This is a genomic window from Sphingomonas sp. Leaf28 (assembly GCF_001421685.1).
Classification (GTDB): Bacteria; Pseudomonadota; Alphaproteobacteria; order Sphingomonadales; family Sphingomonadaceae; genus Sphingomonas; species Sphingomonas aurantiaca.
This window is the reverse complement of record NZ_LMKX01000002.1, coordinates 1-17773: the sequence shown is the minus strand read 5'-3', so window position 1 is coordinate 17773 and position 17773 is coordinate 1. Positions and strand designations below refer to the sequence as shown.

Below are 17773 nucleotides of genomic sequence, written 5' to 3'. Positions count from 1 at the left end.
TGATTAGATTCCACGCGATAAGTCACCACGTACTGTAAAGCGGTGCTTTTCCTATTCCGGCTCAGCGAGGTCCGACGCTTGAAAGGGCTTTTCCGGGTGCATGAAGAACGACAGACCTGCGCCGACCAGCAGTAGCGCCAGCGAGGCGCAGAACGGTATCGACCAGCTTCCCGTCAGGTCTACCGCCGCGCCGAACACAAGCGGTGAGAGGATACCGGCGATACCGAAGCCGAAGTTCATCATGCCGCTGGCGGTGCCGGCATATTGCGGCGCGATGTCCATCGGTACGGCCCAGATCGGCGCCACCACAAGCTCGGAGAAGAAGAACGCGAGCGATAGGCATATTGCGACCGTCGTCAGATCGTGGGTGAGGACCACGGGCACGAGAAACACGAACGCGCCGACCATCCCGACGATGATCAGATTGCGCCGCGCCGCCTGCAAGCTGCCGGTCCTGCGGTAGATATAATCGCTCGCCGCTCCACCGACCCAGTCGCCGATCACGCCACCCAACAGCACACCGCCCGAGAACAGCGCCGAATGCTTCAGGTCGAGCCCGAAATTCTTGAAGAAGAACGATGGAAGCCATGTCAGGAACACCCACAATGTCCAGCCGTAGCAGAAATCTACGGCCGTGACGGGCGCGATCCGCTGTGCGAGCCGCCACCACGGAACGGGAGGCGTGGTGGCAGCCTGCTGTGCGGCCGGAGCCAGTTCGGCGCGTTCCTCGTCGGACATGCCGGGATGTCGTTCAGGGTTCTCCCGCGCGACCACCAGCCACAAGATCACCCAGACCGCGCTCGCCAGTCCGAGCACCATGAACGCCCCGCGCCAGGACACGAGCGCCATCAACCCCACCAGCAGCGGCGGGGTCAGCGCGTTGCCGAGCCGTGCCGCGGCATGCGTGATCCCTTGCGCAAAGCCCCAGCGCGCCGGTGGCAGCCATGTTGCCATGGCGCGCGTCGCAGCCGGAAACGCGAAACCCTCGCCAATGCCGAGCGCGAGACGCACTGCGAACAGCGATGCCATCCCGCCCACCAGCCCGGTCAACACGGTCGTCACGCAAACGATCGCACCGCAGATCAGCAGCATGCGTCGCGGCCCGAAGCGGTCGATGACCCGACCACCGAAAAGCTGGATCAGGGCATAGGGATAGGAAAAGGCGGAGATCGCCAAGCCGAACTGGGTGTTGCTCATGCCCAGTTCGGCGGTCATGCGCGGGCCCACTGTCGCCAAATTCACCCGGTCGATGTAAAGGACCAGATACATCAGGCAGAGCACCGCGAGGACGCGGTTCGGGATGCTCATCCACCGTGGGACGTGACGGGTCACGGCGTCGGACCGGCTCAGGCTACGGCCCGTCATGCAGGTCGGCCCGTCCCCTTGATCTGCGTCCTGTGCATCACGCGCCGCGCTGCCGGATCGAACGCATCACGCCGGTGCATCGTGCACCGATTGTCCCACAGCACCAGATCGCCCTTGCGCCAGTGATGGCTCCAGCCGAACCGGTCACCGTCGACATGATCCCAAAGCTCGTCGAGCAGCGCTTCGGACTCGGCCAGATCCAGACCATCGATATACGCATTTCGCCGGCGGCCGAGATACAGCGCGGGGCGACCGGTTTCCGGATGCGTGTAGATCAACGGGTGCAGGCTGCCCGGCGCCTCGCGCGGATCGTCGCTTGGCGTGACGCCCTGGCGCAGGAAACCACCACTGTTGTAGGTGCCGTCGTGCTTTACGCGGCGTCCGGCGATGCGCGCCTTCAGGTCATCGGGCAGCGCCTCGTACACGGCGTACATATCGATAAAGCTCGTATTCCCGCCCGTCGGTGGCACTTCCAGCGCATAAAGCGCGCTCGCCTGGGGCGGGACTTCGACATAGGACATGTCGGTGTGCCAGACCGCCTCGCCATTGCCGAGGCTGCCGATCGGGACGCCGCCTTCGACCACGTTCGAGACAACATAGAGTTCGGGCAGCCCCTCGACGAAGCGGCGGCCGGTCTCCTGGATGGGTGCGAGATCGAGGTCCCCGAACCGGCGGCTGAAGGCGATCAAATCCGCATCCGATAGCGACTGGTCGCGGACGAGCAGCACCAGATTGTCGAGCCAGGCCTGATGCAGGTCGGCGAACTGCTGATCATCGAGCGTTCGAAGATCGATACCCCGAACCTCCGCGCCGACGCCCTTTCCCGCTTTGACCACGTCGAGGTCAAGTCGACTCGCCAGAAGATCACCCATCATCCGTACTCCATAATCGCACGTTCGCAGTCGACGAGGGTCGACTGCCGCATGACCGTTTTAACGATCGACCGCCGACGTGAGCCGCAAAGCATTTGTTTGGGCCGGTCAACCGGGCCGTATTTGTGTGCAACAACGGCGCAAATTGGGCGAGGCGTGGATCGCGGAAAGCAGTAGAGGCATTTCCCCATTGGCCATGATCCCGGTCAACCTCACGCCGATTACCCGTCGTCCCGGATAGCGGTCGATACAAAGGAACCATGCATGGTGCGCATCACGCTTGAACTTGCCAGCAAGATTGTCACGGCGACGCTGAAGAGGAGGGTGGAGCTCGGTTTCAAGCCGCTCTGCGTGGCGGTGCTCGATCCCGGAGGGCACCTCGTCGCGATGCAGCGTGAAGACGGGGCCTCGACGCTGCGGCCCCAGATCGCGATGGCCAAGGCGGGCGGGGCGCTAGCCTTGGGCATATCAAGCCGCAAGATCGCGGAGATGGCGTCGGAGCGACCGACGTTCGTCGCGTCGCTCGGGCCAATCTCTCCGCACGGCGTCGTGCCTGCGGCGGGCGGCGTGCTCATCGTCGACGAAGACGGCCAGTTGATCGCATCCGTTGGCGTGACCGGCGACACATCCGACAATGACGAGGCGTGTGCGCTTGCCGGCGTCGCTGCGGTCGGGCTTTCGGTCTTGGAGTGATCTGTGCAAGCGCCACGGCCATTTGCTGAGAAATTTTAGACTTTCATGGTGATCGATCGGACGGCGTCGATGATGGCGTTCGCCTCGGTCCGCTTCATCCAGTCGGGCGTCACTTCCATCCAGGCAACGACGCCTGTTTGGTCGATCACAAGAACCGTCGGGAAAGGCAGTTCCCACGTGCCCGTGCCGGTTACCTCGCCCAAGGGTATTGTCGCGGCCTGCTGGGTTGCTGAGTTCGCTTCAAAGGTGATGCCGAACTGGCGTGCGAGGTGGTTGTCGCGGTCGGTCGCTATGGTGAAGTCGAGCGTGTGGCGTTGCCGTATCTCTAACAGTTTAGAGGAAATCTGCGGGCTGATCGCGACGAGCGGTACACCTAGGTCGCGCAAGGTCGGCCAGAGCGCGCGCTGATAGACGGGTAGTGCGACGTTGCACGCGGGGCAGCCGGCGAACCTGAAGAAGATCAGCACGGCAGGGCCAGTGGAGATCAGGTCATTCAGTCGTATCGTCGTACCATCCACGGCTTCCAGCGCGAAGCTCGGCATCGGATCGCCGATCTTGATCGCGCGTGACCGATCGAAGCCGATGATGAGTTCGCGTCGCTGGCTGGCGTTCAGATCCAACTGCGTCGGCGTCCAGCTATGGTCACGCTCGTCTTGCAACGCGCCAAGCGCGGCGCGGACGGATTCGGTCATGAACGGTCTCCTCACACGTGAAAGCTGTTGGCGGGGCGATCGAGTCCGAGATGGCCGCGCAATGTCGATGCAGAATAGTCGCGGCGGAAGACACCGCGTGACTGGAGCAACGGCAAGACGTCGTGTAGCATGCGGTTGATGCCCGCTGGCATGAACGCAGGCATGACGACGAACCCGTCGCAGGCTTCTTCGACGAGCCAGCGTTCCATCTCGCCGGCGACGGTGCGGGGGCTGCCGACCATCTTGGCGAACGACAGGCTGGAGCCGTACCAGCGACCGAGGTCGGCGAACGTCCAGCCTTCCTCAATCGCCTTGCCGATGACATAGTGGAAGCGGCCCTTGCTGCCCCGGATAAGGTCGCGGATGTCAGGGACCGGCTCGTCGATCGCATGGTCGGCGAGGTCGTAGTTCATGCTTCCCGACATGAAGCTGAGCCCCGCCAGCGGTTCGACCAGCGCGTCGAGTTCGCCGAGCAGGTCGGCGGCGGCATCGTCGCTGTCGGCGATGATCGGCACCATGCCGGGCAGGATCCTGACCGCGTCCGGAGAGCGTCCGGCGCCGGCGACATCGTCCTTGAAACCGCGATAGCCGGCCTTGGCACGATCGATATCGGGATAGACCGCGAACACGATTTCGGCGTTTCGCGTCGCGAGATCCTGGAACGCGCCGGATGCCCCGGCCTGGATCAGCACCGGGTGACCCTGCGGCGGACGCGGCAGCGACAGGGGGCCCTTCACGTCGAACCATTTGCCCGCATGATCGGCGTAATGGACCTTCGCCGGGTCGCCATAGGTGCCGGCCGCCTTGTCGGGGGAAATCGCGTCTTCCTCCCACGTATCCCAGAGCCGGCGGACGACATCGAGATATTCGGCGGCGCGGTCATAGCGGGTGGCGTGGTCGTAATGCTCGCCGCGGCCGAAATTATGCGCCTCGGCGTCGCTGACCGATGTCACCGCGTTCCATGCCGCGCGACCGCCGCTGAGATGATCGATCGACGCGAACATCCGGGCGACGTGATAGGGCTCGGTATAGCTGGTCGAGATCGTCCCGCCGAGGCCGATACGCTCGGTCGTGACCGCGAGCGCTGACAGCAGCGTAAGCGGCTCCGTCCCGCGCGACGCGCGGTAGCGGACGGTGGTCGCGAAGTGGTTGCCGTAGAGATCGTCGACCGCCAGCTTGTCGGCGACGAACAGCATGTCGAGCTTGGCGGCTTCGGCCTGTGCGGCGAGCCGGCGGTAGAAATCGAAGCCCTGGTCCGCGCTGCTCGCTTGCGGATGCCGCCAGCCGCCGTGGTGAATGCCATCCGCGGTCACGAACAGCGCAAGGTGCATCTGGCGGCTCACAGCGACACGCCGACCCGCGCATAATAGGATCCACCGCTGAGCCCGAACGGGGCGAACCCGCCATAGGCACCGCTGCCATCGGCGGCGATCAGACCGTTGCGATCGGGATAGGTGTCGAACAGGTTGTTGGCGCCGACCGCGAGCGTGACGCGGTTGGTCAGGTCGTAGCCGATGTCGAGATCGGCGACCCATTTGCCGCCGAAGGTCCGGTCGCCGCTCGCGACGTTGCTGGACTCGGTGTAACGGCCGTAGCGCGTTGCGCGGGCGAGCGCATGGACGCGACCTAGCGACCAATCGTTGGTCAGCACCAGCTTCGTACGCGGTAGCGCGGCGACCAGATCACGCTGCGCCTGGCGGCCGAACAGCACGACGTTGAGCGAACTGAGTGCGGCAGGGTTGTCGGCGATGCTGAGAATCTTGGTCTTGTTGTAGCTGTAGGCGGCGCTCAGCCGGAAAGCGCCGAGGCCGCTCGTGCGCAACGTGTATTCCGCGACCGCGTCGATGCCACGCGTGCGCGTGTCGATCGCGTTGGTGAAGAACTGCGCGCTGTCGACGCCGGTCACGCCGTTGGCGGTCAGGATGTCGCGGATCGCGGTGCCACCGTTCGACGCCGTCCCGAGGAACTCGGTCTTGACGATGCGGTCGTCGACACGGATCTGATACGCGTCGAGCGTGAGATGCAGCGCGCCCGCTTCGTAGGTGATACCCGCGGTGTAGTTGAGCGACTTTTCCGGCTTCAGCGGTTGCGCACCCAGCGCGATCGCCGCGGCGCTGTTCACCGGCAGGAACTTGGCGATCGTCGAGACGGGCGTGTTGCCGATCACCGTCGTGGTGTTCTGCGTGGTCGAAAATCCGGTCTGCGCGAGCGACGGCGCGCGAAAGCCGGTGTTGACGCCGCCGCGGATAGCAAGGTCGGGCGCGAGTTCATAGCGCGTCGAGACCTTGCCGCTGAGCGTATTGCCGGCGCTGTCGTCGTAATGCTCGAACCGACCGGCGACGCCGATGAACCACGCGTCGGTGACGTTGGTCGCAAGATCGACATAGCCGGCCAGGTTGTTGCGGCTGAGCGAGGCGGCGTCGGCGGGCGAGGTGCCGGTGAACGATACGAGCCCCGGCGACGGATAGCGACCGCCATAGAGTTGCCCGAACGGCGTGTCGTCGACCGGGATCTGGTAGCCGCCGTTGCGATAGCTGTCGGGTTCGCCCGCACGTGACTGGAAGCGTTCCCAGCGATGCTCCGCGCCGACCGAGATCGACAGCGGCTTGGCAAGGCCGACCTCGACGTCGCGACTGAGATCGAGATTGTTGACCCATAGATCCTGGATCTGCGTGCCCATGTAGAAGCTGGTCGGGCTGGTCGGCCCGATCGAAGGGTTCAACGTGTTCTCGGCACCCAGCCAGACGCGATCGCGGCCGAAGCTGGAACTCAGGTCCCATGCCCAGCCCGCCAGATCGCCCTTCGCGCCGCCGGTGACCTGGAAATCGGTTTCCTTGATCCGCCGATACGCCTGGAAACCGGTCGGGTAGAGCTGCGGCAGGACCGACACGCCGCTAGTGTTCGCCTGGCCGCCATAGCCGGTGGAGGAGGGGATATAGGCGCCGCGCGCGTCGCGAATGTCGCGGTAGCTGAGCGTCGAGAAGCTGTAGAGGCGCAGCGTATCGCCGACCGGCAGCTCGGCATTGTACGAGCCGTTGATCATCTTGTCGCGGTTCGAGCGTCCGTATCCGCCGGCATAGACATGGTCGAGCGTCGCCTCGCGCGGGTCGGGTTGGCCGTTCACCAGCGGCAGGATCCGCGGCACTGCGTCGGCGGAGGAGTCCGCGCGATCATGGTATTTGGCTTCGACCGCGGCGTGGAAGAACCCGCCTTCGCCGAGTTTCGTGCCATAGCTGAGATCGGTCTGGAGCAGCGGCGCGCCCTTCGAATATTGCTGGCCGCCGGTGATCGAGAAGCGCCCGCCTTTGGGCGCGTCTTCGAGGATGATGTTGATGACTCCCGACACCGCATCCGAGCCGTATTGCGCCGCCGCACCGTCGCGGAGCACTTCGATGCGGCCGACCGCGTTGGTCGGGATCAGGTCGATATCGACCGGGGTCGAACCGCCCGAGATACGCGAGAGGTTGTTGATCAGCGAGGTGGTGTGGCGGCGTTTGCCGTTGACCAGCACGAGCAGATAGTCGCCCGAGAGCCCGCGGATCGCGATCGGCTTGACGCTCGCGGAGGTGCCGCCGCCGCCGAGTGCGGGCATCGTCAGCGAGGGTACGATGTTGCCGAGGATTTCCTTCAACCCGGTGCGGCCGGTCGCCTGCAGCTCGCGGCGGCTGATGACGTCGATTGGCACCGGGCTGTCGGCGACGGTCCGCGCCTGTCCGCCACGCACACCGGTGACGATGATGGTGTCGTCGGTGCCGCCGCCCGTATCCGGCGCGGTTAAGGTCGTCGCGGGGGCCGGTGGCGCGTTTTGCGCGAAGGCGGGTTGAGCGAGGGTCGCGAGGGCGACACCGGCGAGCAGGCGGGAGGTCGATGTCATGATGATGTCCGTGGGCTAGGCGCGCGTCTCCGATCCCGCCGAAGCGGGGACGCGCGAAGGAAGAACGAGAGACGGTCGTGCGGCGCAGTCGCGGTCGGGTCAGGCCCGCATTCGAAGCTCAGCGTGCACCGGGCGCTCCTTGGTCGAGCGGGAGATACGCGTCGTCGAGCGGTCTATCGCCTGTCAGCGCGCCTGCCTTGCGGAACTGAGCGACGACATCGCGTTCCTCGGCCTTCACCGTGTCGTCGAGCGGTACCCGTGCCATTGGCAGATGCCTGGCATGGAACAGTGCGATCTTGAGCGGCAGACCAGTCTCCTTGGCGAGCACCTCGGCATAGTCTTCTGGATGCGCGCGGGCCCAATCGAGTGCGTGGGATTCGCGTTTCAGGTAATCGGTCAGGATCGCCTTCTTCGCCGTTGCCGCGCTCGCATTCGCCGCGTCGAAGCCATAACCGCTGAGATAGTCCGCGCCATCGGCGACGACGCGCGCCCCTTCGGCGAGCGCGGTCCCACTATAGGGGGACCAGATCGACCAGGCATCGATCGAGCCCGTATCGAACGCCGCCTTGGCATCACCCGGCGCGAGGAAGATCAGGCGGACGTCGGCGGGCTTAAGACCCTTCGCATCGAGCGCACGCAGAAGGAGGTAGTGGCCGACCGAGCCGCGTGTCGTCGCGATCCGCTTGCCGCGCAGACTGCCTGAATCGACGATCCGCGACCGCGCTGGCACGAGGATCGCGAGGCTTTCGCGCGGTCGCGACGTCGCGGACTGCACCGCCACCGCCTTGATCGGACTGCCACTCTGATAGGCGAACTGGAACGGCGCGTCGCCGACCATCCCGACGTCGACGGCACCCGCGCCGATCGCCTCCAGCAGCGTCTGCGCGGCGGGGAATTCGGACCATTCGACGCGGTAGGGCGCACCCTCGAGCACGCCCGAGGCGAGCATCAGCGCCTTCGTGCCGCCGCGCTGGCTGCCGACGTGCAGCACGTCGCCGCTCGCCCCGCCGCGTCCGAGCCACGCGTACAGGCCTGCCGCGAGCACGACGGCCAGCAGCAACGGCCACCAGCGTTTCAGGCCTTCCGCTGGAGGGGGCGGCGTCGCGGCCACCCCCTCGTCATCCGTCCAGTCCGGCATCAGCCCACCGCCCGCTTCGGTTCGAGATCGCGCTCTGCATCGCGCTCGGCGATCAGGTCGTGGACGACCGGCAGCAGGTCGCGTCCGTAGTCGATCGCGTCCTGCAACGGCTCGAAGCCGCGGATCAGGAAATGGTCGATGCCGAGGTCATAGTAATCGAGCATCGCGTCCGCGACCTGTTCGGGCGTGCCGACCAGTCCGGTCGAATTGCCCTGCGCGCCGCCGAGCGCCGCGACACCCGTCCACAGGCGCTTGTCGACGCGGTAGCCCTGGTTGGCGGTGTCGAGGAGCCGCTGCGAGCCGGCGTTCGGTGGCGCGTGACCACTGATTGCAACGCCTGCCGTCTCGCGGAGGTCGCGCACCTTCTCGACGATCTGGTCGGCCTTTTTCCATGCCGCTTCTTCGGTATCAGCGATCACCGGGCGCAGCGACAGCGAGAAGCCGGGATTGCGACCATAGCGCGCGGCGGCGTGGCGAATCGTGCCGACTGCTTCGCGCACCTGCGCCTGCGTCTCGCCCCACAGCGCGTAGACGTCCGCGTGGCGCCCGGCGACGTCGATCGCGGCGGGCGACGATCCGCCGAAGAAAACGGGCAGATTGGTTGGCTTGATCTGGCTGAACGCCTGGCGGACGTTGTAGAAACGGCCGTCGTGATCGAACGGCGTGGCAGATGACCATTCCTGTTTCAGGATCTCCAGATATTCGTCGGTGCGGGCGTAGCGATCGTCCTTCACCGAGTGATCGCCGTCGCGTGCCATTTCGCTGTCCGCCCCGCCGGTGATGATGTGGACCGCGACGCGCCCGCCGGAGAGCTGGTCTAGCGTCGCCAGCTGGCGTGCGGCGAGCGTCGGCTGCGTGAAGCCGGGGCGGTGCGCGATCAGGAAACCGAGCTTGGCGGTAATGGCTGCGGCGTGCGCGGCGACGATCTGGCTTTCGGGGCTGTCTGAGCCGAACGGGATCAGGACGCGGTCGAAGCCACCCTTTTCCTGCGCGATCGCGGCGGCCTCGACATAGGCCTTGTCGAGGCCGCGTGCCTTGCCGACGCCGTGGATTTCGGACGCGTCGTTGAAACCGATATAGCCGATGAACTTGACGGGCATGACGTGTCTCCTGTGGGGGCGTTCGGGGTTCAAATGACGTAGAAGCCGTGCGTGCCGTCGCGCGCGAGCTGGTCGACCAGGCCGTATTCCCAGTCGAGATAGGCCTGCATTGCGGCTGCGGCGTTGTCGGTGCCTTCGTAGGGGCGCTTGTACCGGTGCGCGGGATCGCCCGGCGGGATCGTCGGACCGGCACCGGTTTCGAGCAGACCGTCGAAGCCGCCGTCCAGGACGAACACATCCCATCCCATTTGCGCGAGCCACGATGCGGTCATGTCGGCTCGCGGCCCGATGTCGTCGGCGAGGACGATGCGCGCGCCGCGGACGGGCGCGGCGATGTCGGTTTCCTGCACGAGCTGGCCGCCGGGATAGGAGCGGAAGTCTGTGATGTGGCCGGCGGCGTATTCGTCCGGGCGGCGCACGTCGAAACGGTACAGCGTGCGTCTGGTATCGCGTTCGAGCACAGCTAGCTCGGCAGGCGTCAGGCGTTTTACCCCGGCGCGGTATGCGACGGCGCGGGCGGTGGCGGCGGTTTCGTCGCTTTCTCGAACTTCTGGCGCAGGACGGTCGCTACCATGTGCCAGCGACTGGCCCGCCAGCGTCCAACCGATCGTGCCGTTGCGCAGCGCGACTACTCGGTTGGGGATTCCGGCGTTGATCAGCGACTGCGTGCCGATGATGCTCCGCGTGCGACCAGCGCAGTTGACGATGATCGTCGTGTCGGGGTCGGGCACTGCCTCGGCCACGCGCAATACGAGTTCCGCACCTGGCACGCTGGTCGAGCCGGGGATGTTCATCGTTGCATATTCCTCGAACCGGCGCGCATCGAGGATCGCGATGTCGGCCTTTTCCTCGATCAGCGCGGCGACGTCCTCGGCGGCGAGCCACGGCGTGTGGCGGCGCGCCTCGACCAGTTCGCCGAACGCCTTCGAATAGGAGTTCACGTCCTCGAAGACTTCGAAGCCCGTCGCGCGCCAGCCTTCGAGTCCGCCTTCAAGCGTCTCGATGTTCGTATAGCCAAGAGCGGTCAGCGTTGCGGCGGCGGTCGCTACATAGCCTTCGCCGTCATCGTACAGCACGATCGGCACGTCCTTGCGCGGCAGGCGGATCGCCGATTCGAGGTCGATACGATCGAAGGCGAGGTTGGCGGCGAACAACGGATGGCCAGTCGCGAATGCCGCCTCATGACGGACGTCGAGTAACGCGACTTCATGTCCGAGCAGCAGCGCGGTGCGGATGTCGTTTGGGGTAGTCATGCGGGGGCTCCCGAGCGGTCCCAGAGGTTCGGCAGCACGGCGTTGGCATAGCCCGACACGAACCGCTTCGGCGTGCCCGCCGCATCATAGGTCGCGCGTTCGACCGCGCCGATATTGCTGCCGTAGAGGTGGATGCTGATCGACACGCGGTCGTCGAACGCGTTCGATACGCGGTGGATATCGCCGACCGATGGCGAGACCGCCTCCACCTCACCCGCTTCGAGCCGCTCGATCGCGCCGACGGCATGGAGTCCGCCATCCGGGTACCGCGCGAACCGTTCGGACAGTTCGGCACCGCGCAATACACCGACCAGCCCCCAGACGCGGTGATCGTGGATCGGCGTGGCCTGTCCCGGTCCCCAGACGAAGCTGACGACCGAGAAGCGCTCGCGGCTGTCGCAGTGGAGCAGGTACTGGCGATAGCGGTCAGGGTCGGGCGCGGCATAGGCATCGGGCAGCCAGTCGTCGTGCGCCACCAGTCTGCCGAGTGCAGCGCTGCCTTCCTCGAGCATTGAACGCTCGTCGCGGGTACGATCCAGCAACGCGCCGATGCCGGTGACGAAGTCGCGCAGCCGGTCGAGCCGCGGGCGATCCTGAACCAAGCTCGCCATCACTCGGCCTTCACGAAGGGCAGGGGCTCGTCCCGCTCGACACCGAGCGAACTCAACAACCGCTCGCGCAATGCCGCCGCGATGCTCGTTCGCTGACCGCGCGGGACCGAGATCCGCTCCTCGACAACGATCCGCCCTTTATCGAGCACCAGCACGCGGTCGGCCAGCGCGATCGCCTCGTCGACGTCGTGCGTCACCAGCAGCACCGCGGGTTTGTGCGCGCGCCACAGCGCCATCACGAGGCCGTGCATCTTGACGCGGGTCAGCGCGTCGAGTGCTGCGAACGGCTCGTCGAGCAGCAGCAGTTTCGGTTCGCGGACCAGCGCGCGGGCGAGCGCCACACGCTGCGCCTCACCGCCCGACAGGGTCAGCGGCCAGACGTCGAGCCGGTGGCCGAGACCGACTTCACGCAGCGCCGCCTCTGCACGGTCGCGTACGTCCGGGCCCTTTAGTCCGAGCCCTACATTGCGCCAAACGCGCTTCCACGGCAGCAACCGCGCATCCTGGAACACGACGGCACGAGAGGTCGGGATCATCACGTCCTGCGCATCGGCGGTATCGAGTCCCGCAAGCGTCCGCAGGAGCGTCGTCTTGCCCGACCCCGAACGGCCGAGCAGCGCGACGAACTCGCCTTGGGCTATATCGAGATGGAGATTGTCGAGGACGGTGTTGGTGCCGAAGCTGCGCGAGAACCGCGTGAGCTTGACGACGGGTCGGACGGGTTGCGGCATCGGGATGATGTGCGAGATGGTCATGGTCAGGCCTCCACGAGCTTGGGGCGCCACGCGAGCGCACGGTCTTCGATCAGGCGCACGGACTGGTCGGCGAGCAGGCCGAGCCCGGCATAGACGAGCAGGCAGACGACGATGATGTCGGTCCGCATGAAATCGCGCGCGTTGTTGATCAGGAAGCCGAGACCCGCCGACGCGTTGATCTGTTCGGCGACGACCAGGATCAGCACCGCGACCGAGAAGGCGTAGCGTAGGCCGACGAGCAGTTGCGGCAGCGCGGCGGGCAGCACGATGTCGGCGACGATCTGCGCGCGCGACAGGCCGAAGCTGCGCCCCGCGTCGATCAGCCGGACATCGACTCCGCGGATGCCGTTGTAGAGGTTGAGATACACCGGAAACAACGTCGCGAACGCGATCAGCGCGATCTTGGGGGTCTCGCCGATCCCGAACCAGACGATGAACAGCGGCGACAGCGCAAGCGCGGGCAATGTCCGCAGCATTTGCACGGGCGAGTCGACCGCCGCCTCGCCCTCGCGGGTGAGACCAGCGATCAGGGCGAGGACGATGCCGAGGCTTACGCCGATCACGAGACCCGCCGCCGCGCGACCCAGCGATACGGCGAGGTTGGCGGGCAATTCACCCGACGCGATCATGCCCCACAGCGTCTCCAGCACCTGCGAAGGCGCCGCCAATGTACGGGTGGGGATCAGACCAACCCGGGATGCCGCTTCCCAGGCCAGCATGAGTGCTATTGGCGATACCCAGCGGCTACGCTGCAGCTTGCTCTGCCATGATCGGTTGGTCGATCGTTGGGACGTCTTCGCCATGGACAGCCTTTCGGACGCTCGTTTTCCGGAGCACCTTCAATGCGGTCTTAATTCCCATCGTTTCAATAGAGAATGACTTGCTAGTCTTATGAGCGTTGCAAATACGAGCTTAGAAAGTCATCAATTTCAACGCGTTATTCGACCGGGAAAGAAAGCCTTTGCTGCCGTGAAGAGCGTCAATCTGCGCTAGCGGATTCAACAATCGAACGGAGGACGACTTCGTGAAGTCGGTCGAGGACCGGATGGCGCGTGTCGTTGATGCGCACAACATAGGCGACGCGGGGCAGTCCGGGGAGCCCGTCGTGAATTTCCGGGTCGAGCCCCATCAGAGCGTCGGTTCGACAGGTTATCCCGATCCCGCCCGTCACTGCCGCGCGGAGCGCCGACAGGCTCGGCGTCTCCAGCACGATCCGGTAGGGTCTGCCTGCCGCCTCGAGTGCAGCAATCGCGGCATCGCGGAATCGGCATGGCTTTTGGAGCACCGCCAAGGGCAAGATCGCGGCTGAGGTCAGCCGTGGATTACCGAGCCAGTGCATGTCGGCGGTGGCGACGGCGGCTTCATCGGTCTCCTCGCCGATGCACAGGACGATATCAAGACGGTCGGTTGCAAGCAGATCGAGCAGTTCGGCCGATCCCGCGACGCGAACGTCGAGCGACGCATCGGGGTTGCTCGACGCGAACACCGACAAGACGCCGGACAACAACGTTTCCGCGAAATCCTGCACGAACCCGATCCGAGCGGGGCCGGCGAGGCTGCCGTCACCAAGTGCTGCCAGAGCACGGTCGTTGACGCTCAGCAGTTCGCGCGCATGCGGCAGGAACCGTTCACCCTGCACCGAGAGGACTAGCCTGCGGCCCTCCCGCCGGAACAGCGCGACCTGGAGCAGGTCCTCCAGCCGTTTCATCTGCAGGCTGAGCGCGGACTGGCTGACGAACACGCGATCCGCGGCGCGCAACATCGAGCCGGCATCGACGATCGCGACGAAGCTGCGCACCACGTCGGTAGGAATGTTGACGGCCATAATGATCCCAGAAGCTAGGCGCTTATGCGTAGCAGCTAATCTGTATGGGTCCGATGAGAAACGAAGCGTCTCGCCCCCGGAAGGCGACATCATGGGCGGGAATCGAGGATTGAAGCGGTCTGATCGCGGAGATTAATGAACGGCCGAAGCCGGGAGCCGGCAAAGCAGGCCTGAACGTCTGCTTGTGGGTCTCAGCAACTACAGAAATTCTATGGCTTGTGAAATCCAAAGTCGAGTCCGCTCCTTTATCCCGATAAAGAAGCGGACCTTCCTGAGAAGTTATTAAACTCGGGCGCGAAAACCAAAGAAAAATGCACGACCTGTATATTCATAAAAGGCAGGAACGTTGCTGTAGGTCGAAAAGCGCTTAGTGGCTGAATCCAGCAGATTCGATCCCTGTGCGTAGATGGTAACCTGGGGAAGAATGTCGTAGGATACGCTCGCCGCCAGTTCGTGGTAAGGTGTCTGCTTGATCGCAAGGCTGTCGATATAGCTGTATTGCGACGATACGAACTTCGACTGGTACTGGTACGACACGGAGGCATTGATCCCGTGCTTCTCGTAGAACAGCTTGGCGTTAGCCGAGAACGGTACCGCGTCTTCCAGATTAACCGTCGGGCGCCCTTCGCGTTCGGCGCGCGAGCGATTGTACGTGGCGTTGGCCTGTACGCCCAGACCATTGTCCAGGAAATACTGCCCACCGACCTCGATCCCGTAGACCGTGGCGCTGTCGCCGTTGACGTAGGTCAGTTCGGTGAATGGGAAGCTCGCCGGCGCGCCTGCGACCTGGTTCGTCGGCACCAACGTGAACGGCACGGCCTGCGTCGTGACGAAATTGGTTAGGTGCTTGTAGAAAGCCGCGACGGTGAGGGCGAGGCGGTTGCTGGGATAATATTCCAGCGACACGTCCGCCTGGTCCGCCGAGACCGGTTTGAGGTCTGGACTGCCCGCGTTCGTTACGACGGGAGTGTTCGACTGGGCGGCCGAATAGTCCTTGGCCGAGGAAAGCTGGCCGAAGGTTGGTCGCGATATGGCCTGAGATGCTGCTAGGCGGAGCCTCAAACCGTCCGCAAGATCGTATGCGAAGTTGGCGGAAGGAAGAAGGCGCGAATAGTCGCCGCCACCGACGATCGGCTGGATCGGGTTGAAGACGACATTGGCGGTACCGACGCCGATGACCTGATAGCTGCGCACCGATGCGCCATAACCGAGCGAGTCCACGCTGGAGTTGACGTAACGCAGGCCGAAATCACCCCGCCAGCGTGTTCCCTCCACGTTGAACTGGAAGTAGGCGTTCCAGGTCACCGCTCGGAGGGGAACCCCGGTGTCGATCAGGAAGCCTAGACGCTCGGCTGCGAGAAACTCGAGCACCGAGCGGTGGTGGAAGCGCACTCGCCCATAGCTGGCGAAGCCGAACAGGGGGCGCTCCAGAAGCGTTCGAAGCTCCGACTGCGTCCAGTCGGTCAGGATCACACCGGGATCCAGGGCCGTTCCGGGTGTGCCTCCCCGATCTGCCTCGGCGGCATGCCGGATCGTGAGGCGGCGTGTGAGCAGCATCGCGAGCGCCAGCCTGCCGGCACCCGCCCGCGCCCTTTCGGGGGAGATCTCTACGAGTTCCGGCCTGTCGCGGTCCCGCCGCGGTCGCAGCTTGACGTCGACGTTGTTCCCGACCTGCTCTCGATGGGTGCGGATGCGGTGGTGATCGCGCCAGTCGGCGCATAACTCAACGAGATCCTGAGGGCGTCGTGCGAAGTCCATCGCGTCGCGCGTCCGCAGATCAGCGATCATCACATCGGGATCCTCGATCTTCTCGATCACCGCCATCGTACGGATCTGATCATCCGAAAGCGGCATCAGCGCCACGCTGATCCACTGCTTCGACTCCGCCTCGGCGCCCTTGGGCGAGTTCCGCATCGCGACGTCGACGAACGACTCCGCCAACCCACCGGCGGGCCATCGGTCCGGAACGGGCAGATGACGCCGTACGAGCTCCTGATCGAAGGGAACAGGGCGCGTCGTGATGACGATCCGAGCGCGGTCGAGCCGACCTACCAGAGCCTTCGCCAAACGCTTGAGGGCCTGTTCGAAGGATCCTTGCGTAAGCTTCAGTTCGTCGATCGAATCGAGCAGGAAGGTTGCGACCTCGTGCTCCGCGGCGAGCCAGGCGTCGAAGCGCACCTCTTCCTCAATCGTGAGCATTTCCCTCACCGGTGATCGCGCGAGTTCGACCAGTTCAAGAAAGAACGCAGGTTCACCCGCCGTCCAAAGTGCCTTCTGACGATCGCGACACTCGTACGTCTTCCCGGCGCCGGCTTCCGAGATCATCAGGATCCGGTCGGATCTGAGCAGGTCGTCCCACCCGAGACCGCCGACCATCCCCGCTCGGGCCAAGGCCGTGAGCATATCGAGGTCGGCGATGCGTTCGTCCTGCAGATCATGGAACGTCCGGGAAAGGACACCGGGCGGAGGCGAGTGTTTCGGTTCTGACATGATTCAACCGCAGCGTACCCGGCGCGTTCTTCGACCGCCACCCGGGATACAACTATTGTCGGACCTAGGCCGATGTACGCCAATCGAAGCATCGTTCACGGTCGTTAAAGCCTATCAGGCAATGCGCGGCGTTGCGCTTATCACGGCGGTCAACTTCGTGGTCGAGATTGGCGACGTCAGGCGTTTCGACACTGCCCCACAGTTGATGGCCTATCTGGGCCTTGTGCCTTCTGAAAGCTCGACCGGAGACCGGGTGCGACGTGGCGGCATCACAAAGGCTGGTAACGTCCGAGCCCGCCGCGTGCTGGTCGAGGGTGCGTGGACCTATCGCTTTCCAGCGCGAGTGAGCCGTGACATCGAGGCGCGTCTCGACGGATTGCCAAGATCAGTTCGCGAGATCGCCTGGAAGGCTCAGATCAGGCTATGCGCGCGCTATCGTAAGCTCATCATGGCGGGCAAGACCAAGACTGTGGCGGTTACCGCAATCGCGCGCGAGATGGCGGCCTTCTTGTGGGCGATCGGGCATGAGGTGTCACCTGCGACGCAGGCTTGAAACTGTAGGTGCTAACAGACCAGAAAAGGAGAAACCCGAGCTCTAAACCTTCTGTCGATGTGCAAACTTGGGGACAGGGCCCCGGTGGTAAACCCTCGCGGCGGCTTTGTGGCAGGCTACAAGCCTACGCCCGACCGAAGGACCGAGGCAGCTCCAGACGAACCTACGGAAATGCGGTAACCAACCCGCGCATAAGAGTATGTCAACCGTCGTCGAAAGCCCTGTCTCCAACTTTGCACATGAGCTTCACGTTATTTTGCTTCATCAATACTGATGGAAGGATATTGGTATGCCTAGCGCTCTTGTAAACGAACATAAGAGCCGCCAGTCCGCTTTCCCTCCCCATCACGACATTCGCGAGCGGATAGCCGGGCTTCAAAATCGGTTTTTCGCAAAGATGAACCAGCGTCCAAAGTCGGGAAGCGAGGGAAGGGGCGTGAACGTCCGATTGTGATGACGTGGACGGCTCTCCAACCCTCCAGCAGAATGTCCTGCGGAGAGTCGAAGGAGAGCAGCGATGGGAAACGTCACAACGATCGGTCTGGATATCGC

At 64.4% G+C, this 17773-nt stretch carries 15 protein-coding genes and 1 pseudogene; 2 read left to right on the top strand and 14 right to left on the bottom strand.

All coding sequences use genetic code 11. The annotated features are described in order from the left end of the window. Positions 1-51: 51 nt before the first annotated feature. Together ASE79_RS06245 and ASE79_RS06240 are read right to left on the bottom strand one after the other, a co-directional pair. Complete coding sequence (locus ASE79_RS06245) at positions 52-1269, bottom strand: MFS transporter (protein ID WP_235516779.1); 1218 nt, start codon at positions 1267-1269, stop codon at positions 52-54. 92 nt (positions 1270-1361) lie between these two features. After that, positions 1362-2240, bottom strand: a complete 879-nt coding sequence (locus ASE79_RS06240) for a TauD/TfdA dioxygenase family protein (protein ID WP_056413531.1) — start codon at positions 2238-2240, stop codon at positions 1362-1364. Positions 2241-2501: 261 nt separating this feature from the next. On the opposite strand from ASE79_RS06240, the gene ASE79_RS06235 reads away from it, so the two are divergent. Continuing rightward, positions 2502-2930: a GlcG/HbpS family heme-binding protein gene (locus ASE79_RS06235; RefSeq protein WP_056413529.1), complete on the top strand. Its 429-nt coding sequence runs from the start codon at positions 2502-2504 to the stop codon at positions 2928-2930. A gap of 35 nt (positions 2931-2965) precedes the next feature. Here ASE79_RS06235 and ASE79_RS06230 read toward each other — a convergent pair whose 3' ends face one another. From ASE79_RS06230 to ASE79_RS06180, 11 genes are all read right to left on the bottom strand, one after another. Then, positions 2966-3622, bottom strand: coding sequence for a peroxiredoxin-like family protein (locus tag ASE79_RS06230; RefSeq protein ID WP_056413526.1), 657 nt, complete (start codon positions 3620-3622; stop codon positions 2966-2968). A gap of 11 nt (positions 3623-3633) precedes the next feature. Further along, positions 3634-4965: an LLM class flavin-dependent oxidoreductase gene (locus ASE79_RS06225; RefSeq protein ID WP_235516776.1), complete on the bottom strand. Its 1332-nt coding sequence runs from the start codon at positions 4963-4965 to the stop codon at positions 3634-3636. Further along, positions 4962-7496 carry a TonB-dependent receptor plug domain-containing protein gene (locus ASE79_RS06220; protein WP_056413524.1) on the bottom strand — a complete coding sequence of 845 codons (2535 nt, stop codon included), beginning with the start codon at positions 7494-7496 and terminating at the stop codon, positions 4962-4964. The genes ASE79_RS06225 and ASE79_RS06220 overlap by 4 nt, the downstream gene beginning before the upstream one ends. Before the next feature lie 118 nt (positions 7497-7614). Continuing rightward, positions 7615-8634 carry an ABC transporter substrate-binding protein gene (locus tag ASE79_RS06215; RefSeq protein ID WP_082445127.1) on the bottom strand — a complete coding sequence of 340 codons (1020 nt, stop codon included), beginning with the start codon at positions 8632-8634 and terminating at the stop codon, positions 7615-7617. After that, positions 8634-9734, bottom strand: coding sequence for an LLM class flavin-dependent oxidoreductase (locus ASE79_RS06210; protein WP_056413522.1), 1101 nt, complete (start codon positions 9732-9734; stop codon positions 8634-8636). Before ASE79_RS06210 ends, ASE79_RS06215 begins: the two co-directional genes overlap by 1 nt. A 29-nt stretch (positions 9735-9763) precedes the next feature. Beyond that, positions 9764-10987, bottom strand: a complete 1224-nt coding sequence (locus tag ASE79_RS06205; RefSeq protein ID WP_056413518.1) for a rhodanese-like domain-containing protein — start codon at positions 10985-10987, stop codon at positions 9764-9766. Beyond that, the gene (locus tag ASE79_RS06200; protein ID WP_037528250.1) at positions 10984-11598 is read right to left on the bottom strand and encodes a cysteine dioxygenase; all 615 of its coding nucleotides are present in this window, start codon (positions 11596-11598) and stop codon (positions 10984-10986) included. The genes ASE79_RS06205 and ASE79_RS06200 overlap by 4 nt, the downstream gene beginning before the upstream one ends. Next, on the bottom strand, positions 11598-12353 hold the full coding sequence (locus ASE79_RS06195; protein WP_056413515.1) for an ABC transporter ATP-binding protein: 756 nt from the start codon (positions 12351-12353) through the stop codon (positions 11598-11600). The genes ASE79_RS06200 and ASE79_RS06195 overlap by 1 nt, the downstream gene beginning before the upstream one ends. A 2-nt stretch (positions 12354-12355) precedes the next feature. Further along, positions 12356-13156 carry an ABC transporter permease gene (locus ASE79_RS06190; RefSeq protein ID WP_056413512.1) on the bottom strand — a complete coding sequence of 267 codons (801 nt, stop codon included), beginning with the start codon at positions 13154-13156 and terminating at the stop codon, positions 12356-12358. 176 nt (positions 13157-13332) lie between these two features. After that, positions 13333-14178, bottom strand: a complete 846-nt coding sequence (locus ASE79_RS06185; protein WP_056413509.1) for a LysR substrate-binding domain-containing protein — start codon at positions 14176-14178, stop codon at positions 13333-13335. Positions 14179-14460: 282 nt separating this feature from the next. Further along, positions 14461-16668: a TonB-dependent receptor domain-containing protein gene (locus tag ASE79_RS06180; RefSeq protein ID WP_082445126.1), complete on the bottom strand. Its 2208-nt coding sequence runs from the start codon at positions 16666-16668 to the stop codon at positions 14461-14463. 100 nt (positions 16669-16768) lie between these two features. Between ASE79_RS06180 and ASE79_RS06175 the strand changes: the two are divergent. Further along, positions 16769-17221, top strand: a pseudogene (locus tag ASE79_RS06175) (transposase); the annotation flags it as partial. A 202-nt stretch (positions 17222-17423) separates the two neighbouring features. Here ASE79_RS06175 and ASE79_RS21575 read toward each other — a convergent pair. Next, a partial coding sequence (locus ASE79_RS21575; RefSeq protein ID WP_235516775.1) for a hypothetical protein occupies positions 17424-17773 on the bottom strand: 350 nt, incomplete at its 5' end.